Genomic DNA, 16,760 nt, shown 5'->3' with positions numbered 1-16,760 from the left:
AAAGTTGTCCTTTTAACGAGAAAAATTACGCACTATCCTGACTCGCCGTTGCTGCAAACTCAACCCTTTCAAGATGAGGGACAATACCCAGCCAACCAAAATGTGACATCAGTTGTTGCCAGGATTCATCCCAACGCGCCGTCAAACTGAGCGGTTCTCCGGTCACGGGATGATTCAGATGTAAATGGCTGGCATGAAGCATGAGCCGCGAGCAATCAAAATGCTCTGCGATCCCACGATTCTGACGCAGATCGCCGTGGGCACTGTCACCAATGATTGGATGGCGAATATGCGCCATATGCCGACGAAGTTGATGTTTGCGGCCCGTTTCTGGTTTTAGCTCCATTAAACTAAAGCGCGAAGTATCATAGCGCCCGATGGCAATGGGCACTTCCACTTGAGCCAAAGCCTGATAATGGGTAACTGAAGGCTGTGGTGCTTTATCGGGGCGAGCAAATTTATCCGCAATCTTGTCTAGTTCTTCAGTCATCTCATAATCAATAGTGCCATCTTCTAGCACATATCCACGAACGACCGCATGATAGGTTTTCTGAATCTGATGTTGTTCAAATTGCAACGAAAGGGTACGAGCTACATCGCTAGACAGCGCCATCAGCAGTACACCCGATGTCGGACGGTCCAGACGATGAACGGTATAAACATGCTGACCAATTTGATCACGTACCGTTTGCATGACAAATACGGTTTCATTGCTATCCAGCCAACTACGGTGAACTAACCAGCCAGCAGGTTTATTTACCGCAACTATATGTTCGTCTTGATAGAGTATTTCCAGCATTAGTGATTTTCTTTATTCAGCAGGTCATCGAGACGCTGTAATTCTACCAGCAGCAAAGTGCAATCCGGGCTATCCTCGCCAGTCAGCGCTTCTTCAAAATAAGGTGTAATAGCAAAACGCGTGGGAAGTGGCCCTTTCGATTCCAACAATGCATACATCCGAGGGATAAGTACCCATTGTAACCACTGCTCAGCATCCATAGTATCAATGCTAAAAGGCTCATTACTTTCAAAAGCCTCTGCTTGTGGCGGAACTGTTTGCCAAAGATCAATTGCCCGCATGGCAAGCTCGATATTTTGTAGGCTCTGGCGCACCTGATTTTCTGTATTCATGATTATGCTCTCAACCAAAAAATAACCATTCACCGGGCTGGTTCAACGGCGGCCAAGCATACCATTGAAGAACAAGATGCCCAAACTCACACCCTAGACGACTGGAGTAGATTGAGCAAAATATGGATAAAAAAAGGGGTACTGTTTTACCAGTACCCCTCTATTCGTTTCATAGCAATCCAGCTAAAAGTGATGCTCCCTGCTCAATCCTTGAAAACTTTTCCGTGTGGTTATCCTAACCAGCAATCCGTCGCGTTGTCCTACACCATCACAGTGCCAATCCTGAAGTTATCCTAACCCGCCAATCATCCTGAACTGGCTCTCAATCTCCATCCTGGAGGTGTCCTTTGTTTCTTCCTGAAACATCCCTTCACTCATCCTAAGCAGTCCCTGAGTCCTTCATCCTGAAGTGGCACCATCCTGATACCGTCCTTTCCGCCAGATCCTATCGGGCGAGTAAAGGATCGCTTAATCGACAAAGAGAGGCAAGATACTGTAAGAAGAATTAGGAGGATGCTTTTATATATAAAAAAATGAATGTTTATAACAAAGTGATTTTATTGAAGATAAATCTAATACAATAATTTCACATAAAAAGAATAGAAGTGATCTCTCACAGCCCGTGTGAGACATCTCTCACACGGGCTGTGCTGGAATGGGCAATAATTTTATCTTTATTCAGGAAATACAGGACGTAATGCATCCAGAAAATGAGCAAGAGTCGATGCTAGTAATGTTCGTTTGCCGCGACCAAACTCCTCTAACACCACATTGCCACTCACATTACACAGAGAGGCCATGGTCATTTCCGATTCCGTTGTTGCTAAAAACAGCGTTGGCGAGAGTTTCAGTCTTTTCTGTGTCACCAAATGACCAATGAGATTTTCCTGCAAACGAATGAAATCGTCTTCGCTCCAGACCTGAAGCAAGGTGAAACGGTGATCACCTAAATCAGCTTTCATATCCCCGGCATATTGCTGGGTATAAAACTCATGGATATCTGGATGAAGCTGAATCTCCAATGCCCGTTCAACATTGGCAAGATTAGCTTCACCAACAAAAGGCTGCGGCAACCAGAACACCTGATTATCTTTAGTTTCTATATTACAGGGAGAAGGAACCCCATAGAGCTCCTCACTGGCAGGTGGCCGCCCGGTTTGCTGTTGCCATAAGTCAATATAGCGCTGAGTAAAGCTCTTGAGTGCCGTTGAAACGTTCTGATCCATTCTTATTCTCTGTATCGCGGCGGCTTGCACTGCACCAAGGTAAAGACGTTACCCTACTTAGAAATGCAGTTAAACGCGGCATTAATTGATAAACTACAGCTATTGTACCTTTCTCTCATCATGGGAACAGCATGTCTTCATATCAAGACCACAAGGCTCTGGCGGAACTGACGCTGGGCAAACCCACCGCATATTGCGATCACTATGACGTGACCTTATTGCAAGCCGTGCCACGCAGTATGAACCGCGAACCTCTCGGTTTATATCCAGATAGTCTACCCTTTCATGGCGCTGATATCTGGACGTTATATGAGCTATCCTGGCTAAACAGTAAGGGCTTACCACAAGTTGCTGTAGGTGAAATTAGCCTAAATGCTGATAGCGTTAATCTCATTGAGTCAAAAAGCTTTAAACTTTATCTCAACAGTTTCAACCAAACAGCGTTTACTGACTGGGAAAGTGTACGCACTACTTTGCAACAGGATTTATGCGCCTGTGCCCAAGGAGAAGTGAGTGTCACCCTATACCGTCTGTATGAAATGACACATCAACCGATAGCCAACTTCTCGGGAGAATGTCTGGATGAGCAAGATATCTGTATCGACAGTTATGAATTCAGTGCCGATTATCTACAAGGTGCAGCAGGAAAAAACCGCGTAACAGAGAGCCTGGTCAGCCACTTGCTAAAATCCAACTGTCTGATAACCCACCAGCCAGATTGGGGTTCTGTCCAAATAAGCTACAGTGGCCCACAGATTAACCGAGAAGCCTTGCTGCGCTATCTGGTCTCTTTCCGCCATCATAATGAGTTTCATGAACAATGCGTCGAACGCATTTTTAATGACATTATGCGTTTCTGTCAGCCTGAGAGACTATCCGTTTATGCGCGCTATACCCGTCGCGGAGGACTGGATATCAATCCATGGCGTTCCAATACTGATTTTGTGCCATTGACCAGCCGCCTGGCGCGACAATAAATGCGTACACCTGCGCAACTTTATCAACAACAGCACGTTAGTATTGGCAAAACGTGAGCGACGACGTTAAGGTGAATTATAGGTTCCTCATGCTATTTTCAGTATGAAAATCAGTAATAGATACTTAGTGGTCTCTCTGATATTCCACGGAAAACAGAAAGCAGCGCTCTGATACATAGGCATTACCACCCTTAGGGGTGTAAAGGAGTAACTTTGATTACACATGTCAGCCCACTCGGCTCAATGGATCTGTTATCACAGTTCGAAGTGGATATGCTCAAACGTACAGCCAGTAGTGATCTGTACCGTTTATTCCGTAATTGCTCATTGGCTGTTCTTAACTCAGGTAGTCTGACGGATAACAGCAAAGAGCTTTTATCTCGCTATGAAACCTTTGATATTAATGTGCTGCGCCGCGAACGCGGTGTAAAACTCGAACTGGTTAACCCACCAGAGCATGCTTTTGTTGATGGTAAAATTATTCGCTCTTTGCAGGCAAACTTGTTTGCGGTCTTACGTGACATTCTGTTTGTTAATGGTCAAATCGTAAACGCCGAGCGTTTCCAACACCTGAACATGGAAAGCTCTAACCATTTGACCAATTTGGTTTTTTCAATTTTGCGTAATGCCCGCGCCCTACATCTTGATGAAGATCCGAATATGATTGTGTGCTGGGGCGGCCATTCAATCAATGAAACCGAATATTTGTATGCCCGTAAAGTCGGCAGCCAGTTGGGGTTGCGTGAATTGAATATCTGCACCGGCTGTGGGCCTGGAGCCATGGAAGCACCGATGAAAGGTGCCGCGGTGGGTCATGCCCAACAACGTTACAAACAAGGCCGCTTTATTGGTATGACCGAACCATCAATTATTGCTGCAGAGCCACCAAACCCGTTAGTCAATGAACTGATTATCATGCCAGACATTGAAAAACGGCTAGAAGCCTTTGTGCGTATTGCTCATGGCATCATTATTTTCCCTGGTGGCGTGGGAACCGCAGAAGAGTTGCTCTATTTGTTAGGTATTCTGATGAATCCGAATAATAAGGAGCAGGTTTTACCCCTGATCCTGACAGGGCCAAAAGAGAGTGCAGATTACTTCAGAGTTGTGGATGAATTCATAATGAACACTCTGGGCGATGAAGCACGCAAATACTACCAGATAATTATTGATGACCCGGATGAAGTCGCTCGTCAGATGAAAAAAGCGATGCCATTGGTGAAAGAAAATCGCCGTAATACCGGTGACGCTTATAGTTTCAACTGGTCTATGCGTATCGAGCAGGATTTGCAACATCCCTTTGAGCCGACTCATGAGAACATGGCCAACCTGGACTTGTCCCACAATCAACCCCCAGAGAAGCTGGCTGCTGCATTGCGTCGCGCTTTCTCCGGCATTGTTGCGGGTAACGTCAAAGAAGTAGGTATCCATGCCATTGAAGCTCACGGGCCATTCAAGTTGCATGGTGATCCTCAACTAATGAAACATATGGACCAGCTGTTACAAGGTTTTATTATCCAGCAACGGATGAAGTTACCCGGCAGTGCTTATACACCTTGCTATGAAATCTGTAGTTAAAGAATAAATAACTCTCAGTGATAGCGCTGGTACGGGCTTCCGACTGGCGCTACCTGAAGGTTGTTTGAGCACCGTCAGCCTCGCTCGTTATAGCAAAGCAGGGCCAATAAAATAGCCCTTATGGGATAGGTTTTAAGACCGTTCATGCAAATCCACCTTCTTATTGTTGATGCCCTTAATCTGATTCGTCGCATTCATGCAGTACAAGGTTCACCTTGTATTAATGCTTGTCAGCATGCGTTACAACAGCTTATTTCACATAGCCAGCCAACCCATGCAGTCGCCGTTTTTGATGAAGATGACCGCTCGGACAGCTGGCGTCATCAATCTCTGCCTGATTACAAAGCGGGCCGCTCGCCAATGCCAGAGAATCTGCAACAAGAAATGCCGCTGATCCGTGAAGCATTTCACTCATTAGGGGTTAATTGCTGGAGTTCGCCGGGCAATGAAGCTGATGACCTTGCTGCCACATTGGCAATAAAAATTGGTGGGGCCGGGCATCAGGTCACGATTGTGTCAACCGACAAAGGCTATTGCCAACTGTTGACACCTAATGTTCAGATTCGCGATTACTTCCAAAAACGCTGGTTGGATATGCCATTCGTCAAGCAGGAGTTTGGCGTTTTACCACACCAATTGCCTGACTACTGGGGGCTCGCGGGGATCAGTAGCAGTAAAATTCCGGGAGTCGCCGGTATTGGAGCAAAAACTGCCGCGCTGTTATTGCAACAAGCCAGTAGCCTGGAGGGACTCTATCAGGAGCTAGACTCGGTGCCAGAGAAATGGCGTAAAAAGTTGCAACAGCATCAGGAAATGGCCTTTATTTGCAAACAAATAGCGACACTGAAAACTGATTTGCCATTAAGTGGCAACTTGCAGCAACTACGTTTAAATCGATGATATCAATATAAAATACTAAGGGGCCAACCGGCCCCTTACGTGTATACCCGTCATACTTCAAGCTGCGTGTGCGTTAGCTACGCTCAATAAGTCGAATCACTTACGACAGTAAGCTCATCGGAGTTCTCTCCCTTGTGGCCTTCCTACAACTCGAATTATTTAGGGTATATATCAATCACCAAATTTTAAAAACGCTCATCACGACGGCCCGGCACACCAGACCAAATACGCCGCACATGCACCGTAACTTCTTCGCGATCATGGTAGAGCTGCTTAGCCTGAATATGGGCATTAATGCCATTTTCTTTTAGCTGTTCATCAATCATTTCCAGGTTTTCCGAAACAACTTCAAAACGCTTTTTCATCGGTAACTTCAGGTTAAAAATCGCCTCACGACACCAACCATTGACCAGCCATTTAATAATAAGTTGGGTGACTTTAGCCGGTTTTTCCACCATATCGCACACTAACCAGTAAATATTGCTACGTGTAGGCTCATATTTAAAACCGTCTACGCGATGGTGTGTCACCTGCCCGGTATCCATCAAGCTTTGTGCCATCAAGCCATTATCAATGGCCTGAACCATCATGCTGCGTTGCACTAACTGATAAGTCCAACCACCGGGGCAAGCTCCTAAATCGACAGCATGCATACCACTGGCTAAACGCTCTTCCCATTCGTCTGCGGGGATAAACACATGAAAAGCTTCTTCGAGTTTAAGGGTTGAACGGCTTGGTGCATCAGATGGGAACTTAAGGCGCGGGATCCCCATATAGAACGGAGAGTTATTGTTGCTATAAGAATAACCAACATAACAACAACCCGATGCAATAAAGAATACATGCACCACTGGCCGATGAGGATTCTCACGAGCAGAAAGAATTTTTTGCTCACGCATAGCATTACGCAACGGCACCGTCAACTTACGGCAAAACTTAAGTAATTCTTTGCTTTCATTGGTATCAGCAACTTCAACCCGCAGTTCACCGGCTTTCTCGACAACACCGGTTAACATACCAACAATTGGCGATACGCGATCTTCTGGCGGTAGATCTTTCAGTAGCTCACCCACAACCATCATTTGGCGGGCGAAAATCAATTCGCGGAATGGCACTTCACGAATCAAACGATCCGCATCTTCCAACTGATAACATTCAAACAGCACATAACCGCTATTTTCTTTTACCCGAGCGAAACCAAAGATTTCGAGCTGTGCTGCTTTGGCGGTAATTTCCGCCGCACACTCTTTCTCAAAACCTGAGCGGCAATATAAAGCAATTTTATTATTCATGGCGTTCTGCCCTTCTTCTTAGACGCAGCGCGCCAATCAACATCAAAATCCATCCCGCCAGAAGACATACTCCACCCACTGGCGTGATATATACCCACAATTTCAGGTGCGATAGAGCCAGGCAGTATAAACTGCCACTAAAGAGTAATATTCCGAGTGCTAATAAGGCACCACTCCAGTAAAACCAGATACTTATCTGCCGTTGCATGGCAACAGCGAGTGCCAGGATAGCCAGCGTATGGAATCCCTGATACTCCAGCCCGGTATGAATCCAAGCCATTTCATTCGCACCCAAAGAGGCGCTCAATACATGCGCGCCAAAGGCACCGAAAGCAACATAAAAAAAACCGCTCAGGGCAGCAAATATCAGCATTAAACGACCATTCATCGCCATTAACCTTAAATTAATATCGCCTAATAATTAAAATTAGTTCTCGTAGCGAAAGCGCAGCTTTTCCTGCTCGCTAGCCGCTCTTGCCAGTATCCACTGACGAAAGGCGGCTATTTTACCCAGTTCTGCCTGACTGTCATGACAAACCAGATAAAAAGCATTTTTACTCACTAGCACATCACTAAATGGGCACACCAATCGACCCGCTTCAATCTCAGATTGCGCCATAACGTTATTCACCAACGCAATACCTTGACCATGAACAGCAGCCTGAACCACCATCGCACTGTGGCTGAATATTGGGCCTTGCTGCACATTAATCTGCGGTACACCCAATTGACGGGTATACGCCATCCAATCTCGGCGGGAAGTATCATGCAATAGAGTGTGATTAGCCAGATCTGCCGGTACTTTTAATCCATTCTCGCCCATTAGTAAGCTGGGAGCACAAACTGGAAGCAAGAATTCGGCATACAGGCGCTCAGTACGCAAACCGGTCCAATTTCCCCGACCATAAAATATTGCCACATCAACATCATCAGCGAGCTTGTCCTCTTCTCGGTCTACCGCCTGAATTCTGACATCAATGCCCGGATAAGCCGCATTAAACCCAGAAAGGCGAGGAACCAACCATTGGATAGCAAAACTGGGGGGAAGACTGACGGTCAGAGCACCTTTAGCACTACGTGCCTGCAATTTGCGAGTGGCTTCATTGATGGAGGTAAAAATCTCTTTGATATCGAGGTAATAACTCTGCCCTTCTTCCGTCAGCAGCAAAGAACGGTTACGCCGACGGAACAGTTTTAGTCCGAGAAAGTCCTCCAGTGACTTTATCTGGTGGCTAACAGCAGCTTGCGTGACAAATAATTCATCAGCCGCTTTAGTAAAACTCAGGTGACGTGCGGCCGCATCAAAGACCCGCAGGGCGTTCAGGGGTGGTAATCGTTTTGACATGAATTGGATACTTTTTTATAACGGCTCATCTTCAGATGAAACCCTTTGTTTACTTATTAGTTTTTGTAATCCGAGACATTATAAATTGTCCGTTGAGGATGCGCCAGCAAATACCTATAGTGGCGGTACTTCCCAAGCCGGAACGAAAAGTAGGTTTAGTATCCAGGTACTGAATTGCTTTTGGCTTTGTGGTTGTGATGTTGTGTTTGCAAATGGTCTGGTGTGCCAGACATAGTAGCTAAGCTACTGTTTTTTTTCACTTCCTGTACATTTACCCTGTCTGTCCATAGTGATTTTATGCAGCACCGCTATTTTCGCGGTGCTTTTTTTTGGCCTTATTTTCAGAGCCTGCTTATTTTTTTTCAAAAACTAAATGTAAGCGCCACTTTGATTTGCACAAAGTTATGCTTAAATTTAAGTTGTTGTAGCGGGTATCTAAACCAGATCAGGCTTCTTTTTGGGAACAACTTCGCAGTTTAACTACTTGCCCTCAGCCATTTCTTTTACTTCTGAACGATTAATTTGCTGTTCGGTGCCATTGGCATCGGTATAGCTTATCATCCCAGTGTCATCATCTACTTTAGGTTTACCATCAGCAACGATAGTGCGACCATCATTAGTATGCATGACGTAGTTGCTTGAACACGCTGCTAAGGTAAAAGTGAGCATAAGTGCAGAGATTACGGCAGCTGTCTTTTTCATGGGTGACTCCTTGCAGATTAAAATGCTAAAAAAATCGTTTCTATTACCAGACAAATGGTTATGTCCGTTACTATTTAGCATAACCCGCTTGAGACATATTGCCAGCCACCAAAGCCATTAGTGTGCTAATTGTGGCTAAAATGAGACAGTTCCGAAGTGAACCAAAGGATGTGAACAACAGAATGAAGTCTTTTAATCCAACGGATTTTCGCCAGGAATTTCCGGCAATTAACGATGAAATAATCTATCTGGACAGCGCAGCGACGGCCCTGAAACCGCGCGCCATGATTGAAGCGACACAGTTATTTTATCAGCAAGACGCCGCAACAGTACATCGTAGTCAACATCAATCTGCGCTGTCATTGACTGCTCGTTTTGAAGAAACCCGCCAGCAGGTAGCTGACTTTATTAATGCGCCAGACGCAGAAGATATCATTTGGACGCGCGGTACCACTGAAGCCATTAATCTGGTAGCGCAAAGTTATGCTCGCCCTCGCCTACGAGCTGGGGATGAAATTATTGTTAGCGAAGCAGAACACCATGCCAACTTAATACCCTGGCTAATGGTTGCCGAACAAACGGGTGCCCGAATCATTAAGTTGCCGATCGATCTGGATCATCTGCCCAACCTATCGTTATTGCTGCAGTTATTTAGCAATAAAACCCGCATATTAGCGCTAGGTCAGATGTCTAATGTGACTGGCGGTAGTCCACCATTAGCAGAAGCCATTGAACTCGCCCATCAACATGGCTGCATCGTTATGGTCGATGGAGCGCAAGGCATTGTTCATAGTCCAGCAGATGTCCAAGCGCTTGATATTGATTTTTATGCTTTTTCCGCCCACAAGTTGTATGGGCCAACCGGTATTGGCGTACTGTATGGCAAATCTGAACTGCTAAAAGAAATGCCCGCCTGGCAAGGTGGCGGTAAAATGCTAACCCATGCCTCATTCGGCGGTTTTACTCCCCACGAAGTGCCCTATCGCTTTGAAGCTGGGACTCCTAATATTGCTGGCGTGATGGGTTTATCGGCCGTGCTCAGTTGGCTCGAACACATAGACCTGGACGAAGCCGAAACTTATAGCCAAAACCTGGCGACATTAGCGGAGAATAAACTTGCTCAATTGCCCGGTTTTCGTAGCTTCCGTTGCCAGCAATCAAGCTTGTTAGCATTCACTTTTGATGGTGTTCATCACAGCGATTTAGTGACGTTATTGGCAGAACAAGGGATCGCGCTACGCGCTGGACAACATTGTGCTCAACCATTAATGGCAGCATTGGGGATAAGCGGTAGCCTGCGCGCTTCATTTGCGCCTTATAATACAGAAAACGACGTGGAAACTTTGTGTACGGCGATCGCTAAGGCCCTGGAATTATTACAAGATTAATCGCTAATAAGAGAAAAAATGATGATTGCCCCACACCCATTTGGTCACGATATCACTGCTGCTAATCTACTTGAGACATTCAGTGCTCATAAACAGTGGGAAGACCGCTACCGCCAGTTAATCCTGCTGGCCAAAGAACTTCCGCCCTTGCCCGAAGCATTAAAACAAAATGAACTGGAGCTAACGGGGTGTGAAAACCGAGTGTGGCTGGGTCATGAGCGCTTACCAGATGGTCGTTTACATTTCTACGGTGATAGTGAAGGCCGCATTGTTCGTGGGTTGCTGGCCGTTATTCTGACCGCCGTGGAAGGCAGAACCCCGCAGCAGGTACTGACAGAAGATCCCTTGGCATTGTTTGACCAATTGGGCTTACGGCAGCAATTAAGTACCTCGCGCGCCAGCGGTTTACACGCGCTGGCGCAGGGTGTGCGGGAGATTGCGGCTAAATATGTGCAATGATGGTTACTATCCTTGACGGGCGGCTTTCGCCATCATTTTCTTCAATGCATGGGATACCGCAACAAAGCCAAACGTGGCGGTGACCATCGTGGCCGAGCCAAAACCGGAGGTACAATCCATCTTTTTCGGCCCTTCAGCAGTGCTGCGCGATGCACACACAGAACCATCACTTTGCGGGTAAACTAATGGCTCACTGGAGAACACACAGTCGATTCCCAATTTGCCTTTGCTGTTTTTCACTACGTTAAAATCACTTTTTAGCCTTTCACGTAACTTCGCCGCTAACGGATCCTGAATGGTTTTCGCCAGATCCACCACCTCAATGCGAGTCGGATCAATTTGCCCTCCGGCACCACCGGTGGTCACTACCGGGATTTTATATCGACGACAATAAGACAGCAGTGCTGCTTTGGGGCGAACACTATCAATAGCATCAATAACATAGCTAAAGTTTTTATCTAAAAGCTCGGCAACATTATCCGCAGTAATAAAATCATCAATACAAGTCACTTGGCATTCAGGATTGATAGCTAAAATACGTTCTGCCATCACTTCTGTCTTAGCCTGCCCGACATTGCTGCGTAAAGCATGGATCTGACGATTAGTATTTGTGACGCAAACATCATCCATATCAATCAAGGTAATCGCACCAATACCTGTACGCGCCAGTGCTTCTGCCGCCCATGAACCCACGCCACCGATACCGATAACACAAATATGCGCCTGCGAAAAAAGTGTCAGCGCTTGCTGCCCATAAAGGCGTGCAATACCACCAAATCGCTGTTGATAAGCTTCGGAATAGGCAGTGTTCATAGACTTGTTACCTTCATAACTTATTACCTTTATAGCCTGTAGAAATAATACGAATACAAAAGCGGCCAATTGGCCGCCTGAGAAAAAGTAGAATCAATCACATCAGCTGCAACCTACTGGCCTTGATTCCTGACTAATAGTGAAGAACCATCGCCTGATTGAGCTGTTGCTTTGCCACTTTGATAAGCGGTAAACAGCGGCCCATTACTTTGCGCATTTTTTAACACCCAAACGCGGCCATAATGGTTGTAGAAGCCAGCAGCTTGCCCTGCTTCGTGGCCAATCCCCTGATAAATATCAAAATGTTGGCCTTTAATTGCGCCACCGACATCCAGTGCCACCATCAAGCGCATCTGATATTGGCCGGTGAATTTACCCTGATTATCCAATAAAGGAACTTCGGCCAGCAGTGTTGTGCCCGGTGGAATCAGTGAACGATCAGAAGCAACTGAGGCTTTGGCTATCAATGGTACAGCACTGGCTCCCTTCACCGGCGCATACATTTCCGGTTTGAAGAAAACAAAGGATGGGTTCTGCTCTAATAACTCTCTGACCTCAGCTTCACTGTGAGTTTCAGCCCAATGACGGATAGCTTGCATCGACATATCCGCTTTGGCCACTTCCCCACGGTCAATCAGCACTTTGCCAATGCTGCGATAAGCATGACCATTTTTCCCCGCATAGCCGAAGAAAGTCAGTGGTCGCCCATCACCATAATCAACATATCCACTTCCCTGTACCTCCATCATGAAGTTATCTACCAGCGAATTGGTGTAGGCGATAACTAAATTTTTACTATCCAATGCGCCTGCATATATAGCGGCACGATCAGGTAGACGCCCTTTTCGTTTAGCAGGCATGCGATAAAGTGGATGGCGGAATTCGCCTTGTGGGGTATAGCGAGCCTGAAGCACCGGCGTGTAGTAACCGGTAAATTGTACATTACCGAAATTATCCACGCCCTCCATCTGATAAGCATTCAAACCAAACAGGCTTAACTTACTGGTATCTGCTCCGGCTAACATCCAATTTTCCACCGCATTGAATGTATTGCTGTTGCGGTTATACAGACCCGGTGAAGATTGGTTAATCACTTTCACCTGATCAGAGAAATCTTTGGCGTTGACTGGCTTACCTGTTGCGTGTGGTTCATTCACTAACTCCAGTGGATGCTCCAAACGCCCATCTTTATATTGCTGCCCACGATCGGTTGGCCGAGATTGGCAACCGGCCAGAACGGCAATCATTACTCCACTCAGTAGGTATTTGCCCCAACGACTTGTCATTTCGCGCCTTCTCTTCTCTTACTTATTTTATCTACTGGATTTTATCTATCGGCGAACGATAACAAACGCCTATAGATAAAGGAATCAGCATGCAGAAAAAAATCCCCTGACGCTGCTGTGGGGAAAAAGGAAACAGATAGTTGATAAATTAATCGAAAAACCATTTTTACCATAATTAAGTGGCAAAACTACTTGCAACAGATCTCATCCAGAGTATAGTGCGCTCAATCGGACGCGGGGTGGAGCAGCCTGGTAGCTCGTCGGGCTCATAACCCGAAGGTCGTCGGTTCAAATCCGGCCCCCGCAACCAACCGATACTGGCTACCAGCAGTATCAAATGTTGTCCGATAGTCTTGAAAGCTAAGACGAATTAGGTAAAATAGCAGTTCAGCAGTAAAAATGTAATGACGGACGCGGGGTGGAGCAGCCTGGTAGCTCGTCGGGCTCATAACCCGAAGGTCGTCGGTTCAAATCCGGCCCCCGCAACCAATTACATGATTAAGTCATAAAGCAGTAAGATAGATATTGTATTAAGACGGACGCGGGGTGGAGCAGCCTGGTAGCTCGTCGGGCTCATAACCCGAAGGTCGTCGGTTCAAATCCGGCCCCCGCAACCAATTCTTAATCATTTCATATCGCCATCAGACACCCTCAAGGGTGTTTTTTTGTTTCTGGCATTATACCCGTCATACTTCAAGCCGCATGTGCGTTGGCTGCTTTCGTTCACCCGAATCATTGACTGGCGTCAACTCATCGGGACTCTCTCGTTTGCCGCCTTCCTGCAACTCGAATTATTTAGGGTATATTTCGATTAATAGCAACATTCATTAAAGTCGGGCCATCGCTCCACCATTAGCAAAATAAGCTTTGATACCGGCAAATATGGATTCGGCCACTTGCTGCTGAAAATGACTGGTTCGTAACTTTCGTTCTTCTTCCAAATTGCTGATAAACGCCGTCTCAACCAAAATTGATGGAATGTCAGGTGCTTTCAATACAGCAAAGCCCGCTTGATCAACACGGTTCTTGTGAAGTTTATTAATTTTCCCCATACGGTTGAGCACTTCTTTACCAAATTTCAGGCTGTCATTAATCGTCGCGGTTTGCAGCAAATCAATCATGGTATGGTCAAGATAGCGATCACCACTCTTACTGACACCGCCAATCTGGTCTGACTCATTCTGTGTTTGCGCTAAAAAACGCGCAGCAGTACTGGTTGCCCCTTTAGTCGATAACGCAAAGACAGAGGAACCTCTGGCTGCCTGACTGGTGAAGGCATCGGCATGAATCGAAATGAATAAATCCGCACGCAGCTTGCGGGCTTTCGCCACCCGCACTTTTAATGGGATAAAGACATCTTCATTACGCGTCATAAATACCCGCATATTCGATTCTTTCTTAATCAGTGCCTGTAACCGACGAGCAATTTGCAGCACAATGTCTTTCTCACGGGTTTTATTTCGCCCGATCGCTCCCGGATCTTCCCCACCGTGTCCTGGGTCAAGCATGATGACAATCGGCCTATCGCGCCCTGCTTTACCCGCTTTTGGTGCCTCAGCAGGTAAAGTGCGTTCCACATTGCCTTTATTATAATCTTCCAATAATGCTAGTAGCGGATCATCTTCAGCCGAAGTTTTACCTTCTTGTGGATAGAGATCCACTACCAGGCGATTCTTGAACTCAGCAAAGGGTTTAAGGGTAAAGAGCTGTGGGCTAATACTTTGTTTCAACTCCAAAACCAGCCGAACAGTGCTTTTATCAAATTGCCCAACCCGCGCCTGCTTAAGGTAAGGGTCACCGGACTGAACTTGCTTAGTCATCTCTTTCAATGCGCTATTGAGATGCACGCCTTCAATATCAACCACGATCCGATCCGGATTAGTCAGCGCAAATTGACGATACTTGAGCGGTGTATTGGATTCCAAGGTGACGCGGGTATAAGTTGAAGAGGGCCAAATCCTGACGGCAATAATATGGGAAGAAGCAGCAAATCCAACCCGGCTGACACTCAGTAGCCAGGTCGCGGCAGCACCTTGTAGTAGACGCCGACGCCCAGAATTATGATTTGAATCTGCCATGTAACTCCAAAGTAACTACCAAAATATGAATAAAAACCGAATAAAAAAATTCATGAGGAAAAACTTTAACGAATCGATCCCACGCTGTCATCAGAAAAACATTTTTATGTTATTCAATTTATTAATACACATAAGCCATACATATGCATTTAATAGCAATTTCGTGCTTGCCATCTTGGTCAAAAAAGAATAAAAATACAAAAATATCGAATAAAAATTCAAAGAGGGTCTGCCGTGAAGGAACGTAGTACTGAACTGGTCCAGGGATTTCGCCACTCAGTTCCCTATATCAATGCGCATCGCGGCAAGACATTTGTTGTCATGCTAGGTGGCGAGGCAATTGAGCATGAAAACTTTTCTAGTATTGTTAACGATATAGGATTGTTGCATAGCCTTGGGATCAGGCTGGTTGTGGTCTATGGCGCTCGTCCACAAATTGACAGCAATCTGGCACAGCATCACTACGAACCTGTTTATCACAAGCACACCCGAGTCACTGATGCCCGAACGTTAGAAATGGTCAAACAGGCAGCGGGTTTATTGCAGTTGGATATCACTGCAAGATTATCGATGAGTTTGAATAATACTCCGCTCCAGGGTGCGCATATCAATGTGGTCAGCGGTAACTTTATTATTGCTCAGCCATTAGGTGTGGATGATGGTGTTGATTATTGCCATAGCGGCCGTATTCGTCGGATCGATGAAGAAGCGATTCATCGCCAGTTGGACAATGGCGCTATTGTGTTGCTGGGGCCAGTTGCAGTATCAGTGACCGGCGAGAGCTTTAATTTGACCTCTGAAGAAGTTGCAACTCAATTAGCTATCAAACTGAAAGCTGAGAAAATGATCGGCTTCTGTTCATCGCAAGGGGTGACAGACAGCGAAGGTAATATTATTTCAGAACTGTTCCCGAATGATGCTCAAAAACGCATTGAAGACCTGGAGCAAGAGGGTGATTACAACTCAGGAACAGTACGTTTTCTGCGCGGGGCCGTTAAAGCGTGCCGCAGCGGTGTACGCCGGAGCCATTTGCTGAGTTATCAGGAAGATGGCGCTCTAGTACAAGAACTGTTCTCTCGTGATGGTATCGGTACCCAGATTGTCATGGAGAGTGCAGAACAAGTTCGTCGCGCGACCATTAATGATATTGGCGGCATATTAGAGTTGATTCGCCCACTGGAACAACAAGGTATTTTAGTACGCCGTTCACGCGAACAGCTTGAGATGGAAATAGACAAATTCACCATTATCGAACGAGATAATCTGACTATTGCCTGCGCCGCACTTTATCCTTTCCCCGAAGAGCAAATCGGTGAAATGGCCTGTGTCGCGGTGCATCCGGATTATCGCAGTTCCTCCCGTGGTGAAATGCTGTTAAAACGGGTAGCAAATCAGGCGCGGCAGATGGGGCTAAAAAAACTGTTTGTGTTAACCACCCGCAGTATTCACTGGTTCCAGGAGCGCGGTTTTACTCCCGCAGAGGTTGAAGTGTTACCTATTCAGAAACAGGAGTTGTATAACTATCAGCGCCGCTCAAAGATTTTACTGGCAGATTTGTAATCTGAAGGGGTATTCGCCCCTTCGA

16 protein-coding genes and 3 tRNA genes are annotated in these 16,760 nt (G+C 46.2%); 9 read left to right on the top strand and 10 right to left on the bottom strand.

Translation table 11 applies throughout. The features are described from left to right. Positions 1 to 25: 25 nt before the first annotated feature. The 3 genes from truC to syd form a co-directional block, all read right to left on the bottom strand. Entirely contained in the window at positions 26 to 799 is a 774-nt protein-coding gene (gene truC / locus ACF3VQ_RS04435; protein ID WP_392433564.1) for a tRNA pseudouridine(65) synthase TruC, read from the bottom strand. Then, positions 799 to 1,131 (bottom strand): YqcC family protein, encoded by a 333-nt coding sequence (locus ACF3VQ_RS04430; RefSeq protein ID WP_392433563.1) that lies wholly within the window; start codon positions 1,129 to 1,131, stop codon positions 799 to 801. Before ACF3VQ_RS04430 ends, truC begins: the two co-directional genes overlap by 1 nt. A 674-nt stretch (positions 1,132 to 1,805) precedes the next feature. Continuing rightward, positions 1,806 to 2,357: a SecY-interacting protein gene (syd, locus tag ACF3VQ_RS04425; RefSeq protein WP_392433562.1), complete on the bottom strand. Its 552-nt coding sequence runs from the start codon at positions 2,355 to 2,357 to the stop codon at positions 1,806 to 1,808. A 131-nt stretch (positions 2,358 to 2,488) separates the two neighbouring features. Here syd and queF point away from each other — a divergent pair, with 131 nt between their 5' ends. From queF to xni, 3 genes are all read left to right on the top strand, one after another. Further along, the gene (gene queF / locus ACF3VQ_RS04420) at positions 2,489 to 3,334 is read left to right on the top strand and encodes an NADPH-dependent 7-cyano-7-deazaguanine reductase QueF (protein ID WP_392433561.1); all 846 of its coding nucleotides are present in this window, start codon (positions 2,489 to 2,491) and stop codon (positions 3,332 to 3,334) included. A gap of 213 nt (positions 3,335 to 3,547) precedes the next feature. Continuing rightward, complete coding sequence (ppnN, locus tag ACF3VQ_RS04415; RefSeq protein ID WP_392433560.1) at positions 3,548 to 4,912, top strand: nucleotide 5'-monophosphate nucleosidase PpnN; 1,365 nt, start codon at positions 3,548 to 3,550, stop codon at positions 4,910 to 4,912. A 144-nt stretch (positions 4,913 to 5,056) separates the two neighbouring features. Beyond that, positions 5,057 to 5,812 carry a flap endonuclease Xni gene (xni, locus tag ACF3VQ_RS04410; RefSeq protein ID WP_392433559.1) on the top strand — a complete coding sequence of 252 codons (756 nt, stop codon included), beginning with the start codon at positions 5,057 to 5,059 and terminating at the stop codon, positions 5,810 to 5,812. 185 nt (positions 5,813 to 5,997) lie between these two features. Here the strand turns inward: xni and rlmM are convergent, their stop codons facing one another. From rlmM to ACF3VQ_RS04390, 4 genes are all read right to left on the bottom strand, one after another. After that, entirely contained in the window at positions 5,998 to 7,104 is a 1,107-nt protein-coding gene (gene rlmM / locus ACF3VQ_RS04405) for a 23S rRNA (cytidine(2498)-2'-O)-methyltransferase RlmM (RefSeq protein WP_005173248.1), read from the bottom strand. Further along, positions 7,097 to 7,492 carry a DUF423 domain-containing protein gene (locus ACF3VQ_RS04400; protein WP_392433558.1) on the bottom strand — a complete coding sequence of 132 codons (396 nt, stop codon included), beginning with the start codon at positions 7,490 to 7,492 and terminating at the stop codon, positions 7,097 to 7,099. The genes rlmM and ACF3VQ_RS04400 overlap by 8 nt, the downstream gene beginning before the upstream one ends. A gap of 39 nt (positions 7,493 to 7,531) precedes the next feature. Beyond that, the gene (locus ACF3VQ_RS04395; protein WP_005166353.1) at positions 7,532 to 8,449 is read right to left on the bottom strand and encodes a transcriptional regulator GcvA; all 918 of its coding nucleotides are present in this window, start codon (positions 8,447 to 8,449) and stop codon (positions 7,532 to 7,534) included. Between the two features lie 480 nt (positions 8,450 to 8,929). Beyond that, a complete protein-coding gene (locus ACF3VQ_RS04390) occupies positions 8,930 to 9,151 on the bottom strand; it encodes a YgdI/YgdR family lipoprotein (protein WP_032820367.1) in 222 nt (73 codons plus the stop codon). Between the two features lie 182 nt (positions 9,152 to 9,333). Between ACF3VQ_RS04390 and csdA the strand changes: the two genes are divergently transcribed. Beyond that, positions 9,334 to 10,539, top strand: a complete 1,206-nt coding sequence (csdA, locus tag ACF3VQ_RS04385) for a cysteine desulfurase CsdA (RefSeq protein WP_392433557.1) — start codon at positions 9,334 to 9,336, stop codon at positions 10,537 to 10,539. Positions 10,540 to 10,557: 18 nt separating this feature from the next. Next, the gene (gene csdE / locus ACF3VQ_RS04380) at positions 10,558 to 10,998 is read left to right on the top strand and encodes a cysteine desulfurase sulfur acceptor subunit CsdE (protein ID WP_392433556.1); all 441 of its coding nucleotides are present in this window, start codon (positions 10,558 to 10,560) and stop codon (positions 10,996 to 10,998) included. A gap of 6 nt (positions 10,999 to 11,004) precedes the next feature. Here csdE and tcdA read toward each other — a convergent pair whose 3' ends face one another. Both tcdA and mltA read right to left on the bottom strand, forming a co-directional pair. Further along, on the bottom strand, positions 11,005 to 11,811 hold the full coding sequence (tcdA, locus tag ACF3VQ_RS04375) for a tRNA cyclic N6-threonylcarbamoyladenosine(37) synthase TcdA (protein ID WP_392433555.1): 807 nt from the start codon (positions 11,809 to 11,811) through the stop codon (positions 11,005 to 11,007). A 113-nt stretch (positions 11,812 to 11,924) separates the two neighbouring features. Then, positions 11,925 to 13,097, bottom strand: a complete 1,173-nt coding sequence (gene mltA / locus ACF3VQ_RS04370; RefSeq protein ID WP_392433554.1) for a murein transglycosylase A — start codon at positions 13,095 to 13,097, stop codon at positions 11,925 to 11,927. Between the two features lie 233 nt (positions 13,098 to 13,330). Here mltA and ACF3VQ_RS04365 point away from each other — a divergent pair. The 3 genes from ACF3VQ_RS04365 to ACF3VQ_RS04355 all read left to right on the top strand — a co-directional run bounded on the left by ACF3VQ_RS04365 (position 13,331) and on the right by ACF3VQ_RS04355 (position 13,714). Further along, positions 13,331 to 13,407 (top strand) — tRNA-Met (locus ACF3VQ_RS04365). A gap of 102 nt (positions 13,408 to 13,509) precedes the next feature. Beyond that, a tRNA-Met gene (locus tag ACF3VQ_RS04360) sits at positions 13,510 to 13,586 on the top strand. A gap of 51 nt (positions 13,587 to 13,637) precedes the next feature. After that, positions 13,638 to 13,714: transfer RNA gene (locus ACF3VQ_RS04355), tRNA-Met, on the top strand. 210 nt (positions 13,715 to 13,924) lie between these two features. Here ACF3VQ_RS04355 and amiC read toward each other — a convergent pair. After that, positions 13,925 to 15,175 (bottom strand): N-acetylmuramoyl-L-alanine amidase AmiC, encoded by a 1,251-nt coding sequence (amiC, locus tag ACF3VQ_RS04350; RefSeq protein ID WP_392433553.1) that lies wholly within the window; start codon positions 15,173 to 15,175, stop codon positions 13,925 to 13,927. A gap of 234 nt (positions 15,176 to 15,409) precedes the next feature. Here amiC and argA point away from each other — a divergent pair, with 234 nt between their 5' ends. Then, a complete protein-coding gene (gene argA / locus ACF3VQ_RS04345) occupies positions 15,410 to 16,735 on the top strand; it encodes an amino-acid N-acetyltransferase (RefSeq protein ID WP_019078920.1) in 1,326 nt (441 codons plus the stop codon). Positions 16,736 to 16,760 lie beyond the last annotated feature (25 nt).

Source organism: Yersinia fenwicki (assembly GCF_043099325.1).
In the GTDB taxonomy this organism is placed as follows: domain Bacteria; phylum Pseudomonadota; class Gammaproteobacteria; order Enterobacterales; family Enterobacteriaceae; genus Yersinia.
The sequence above is the reverse complement of the archived record's forward strand: the minus strand, read 5'-3'. Positions and strand labels throughout refer to the sequence as shown.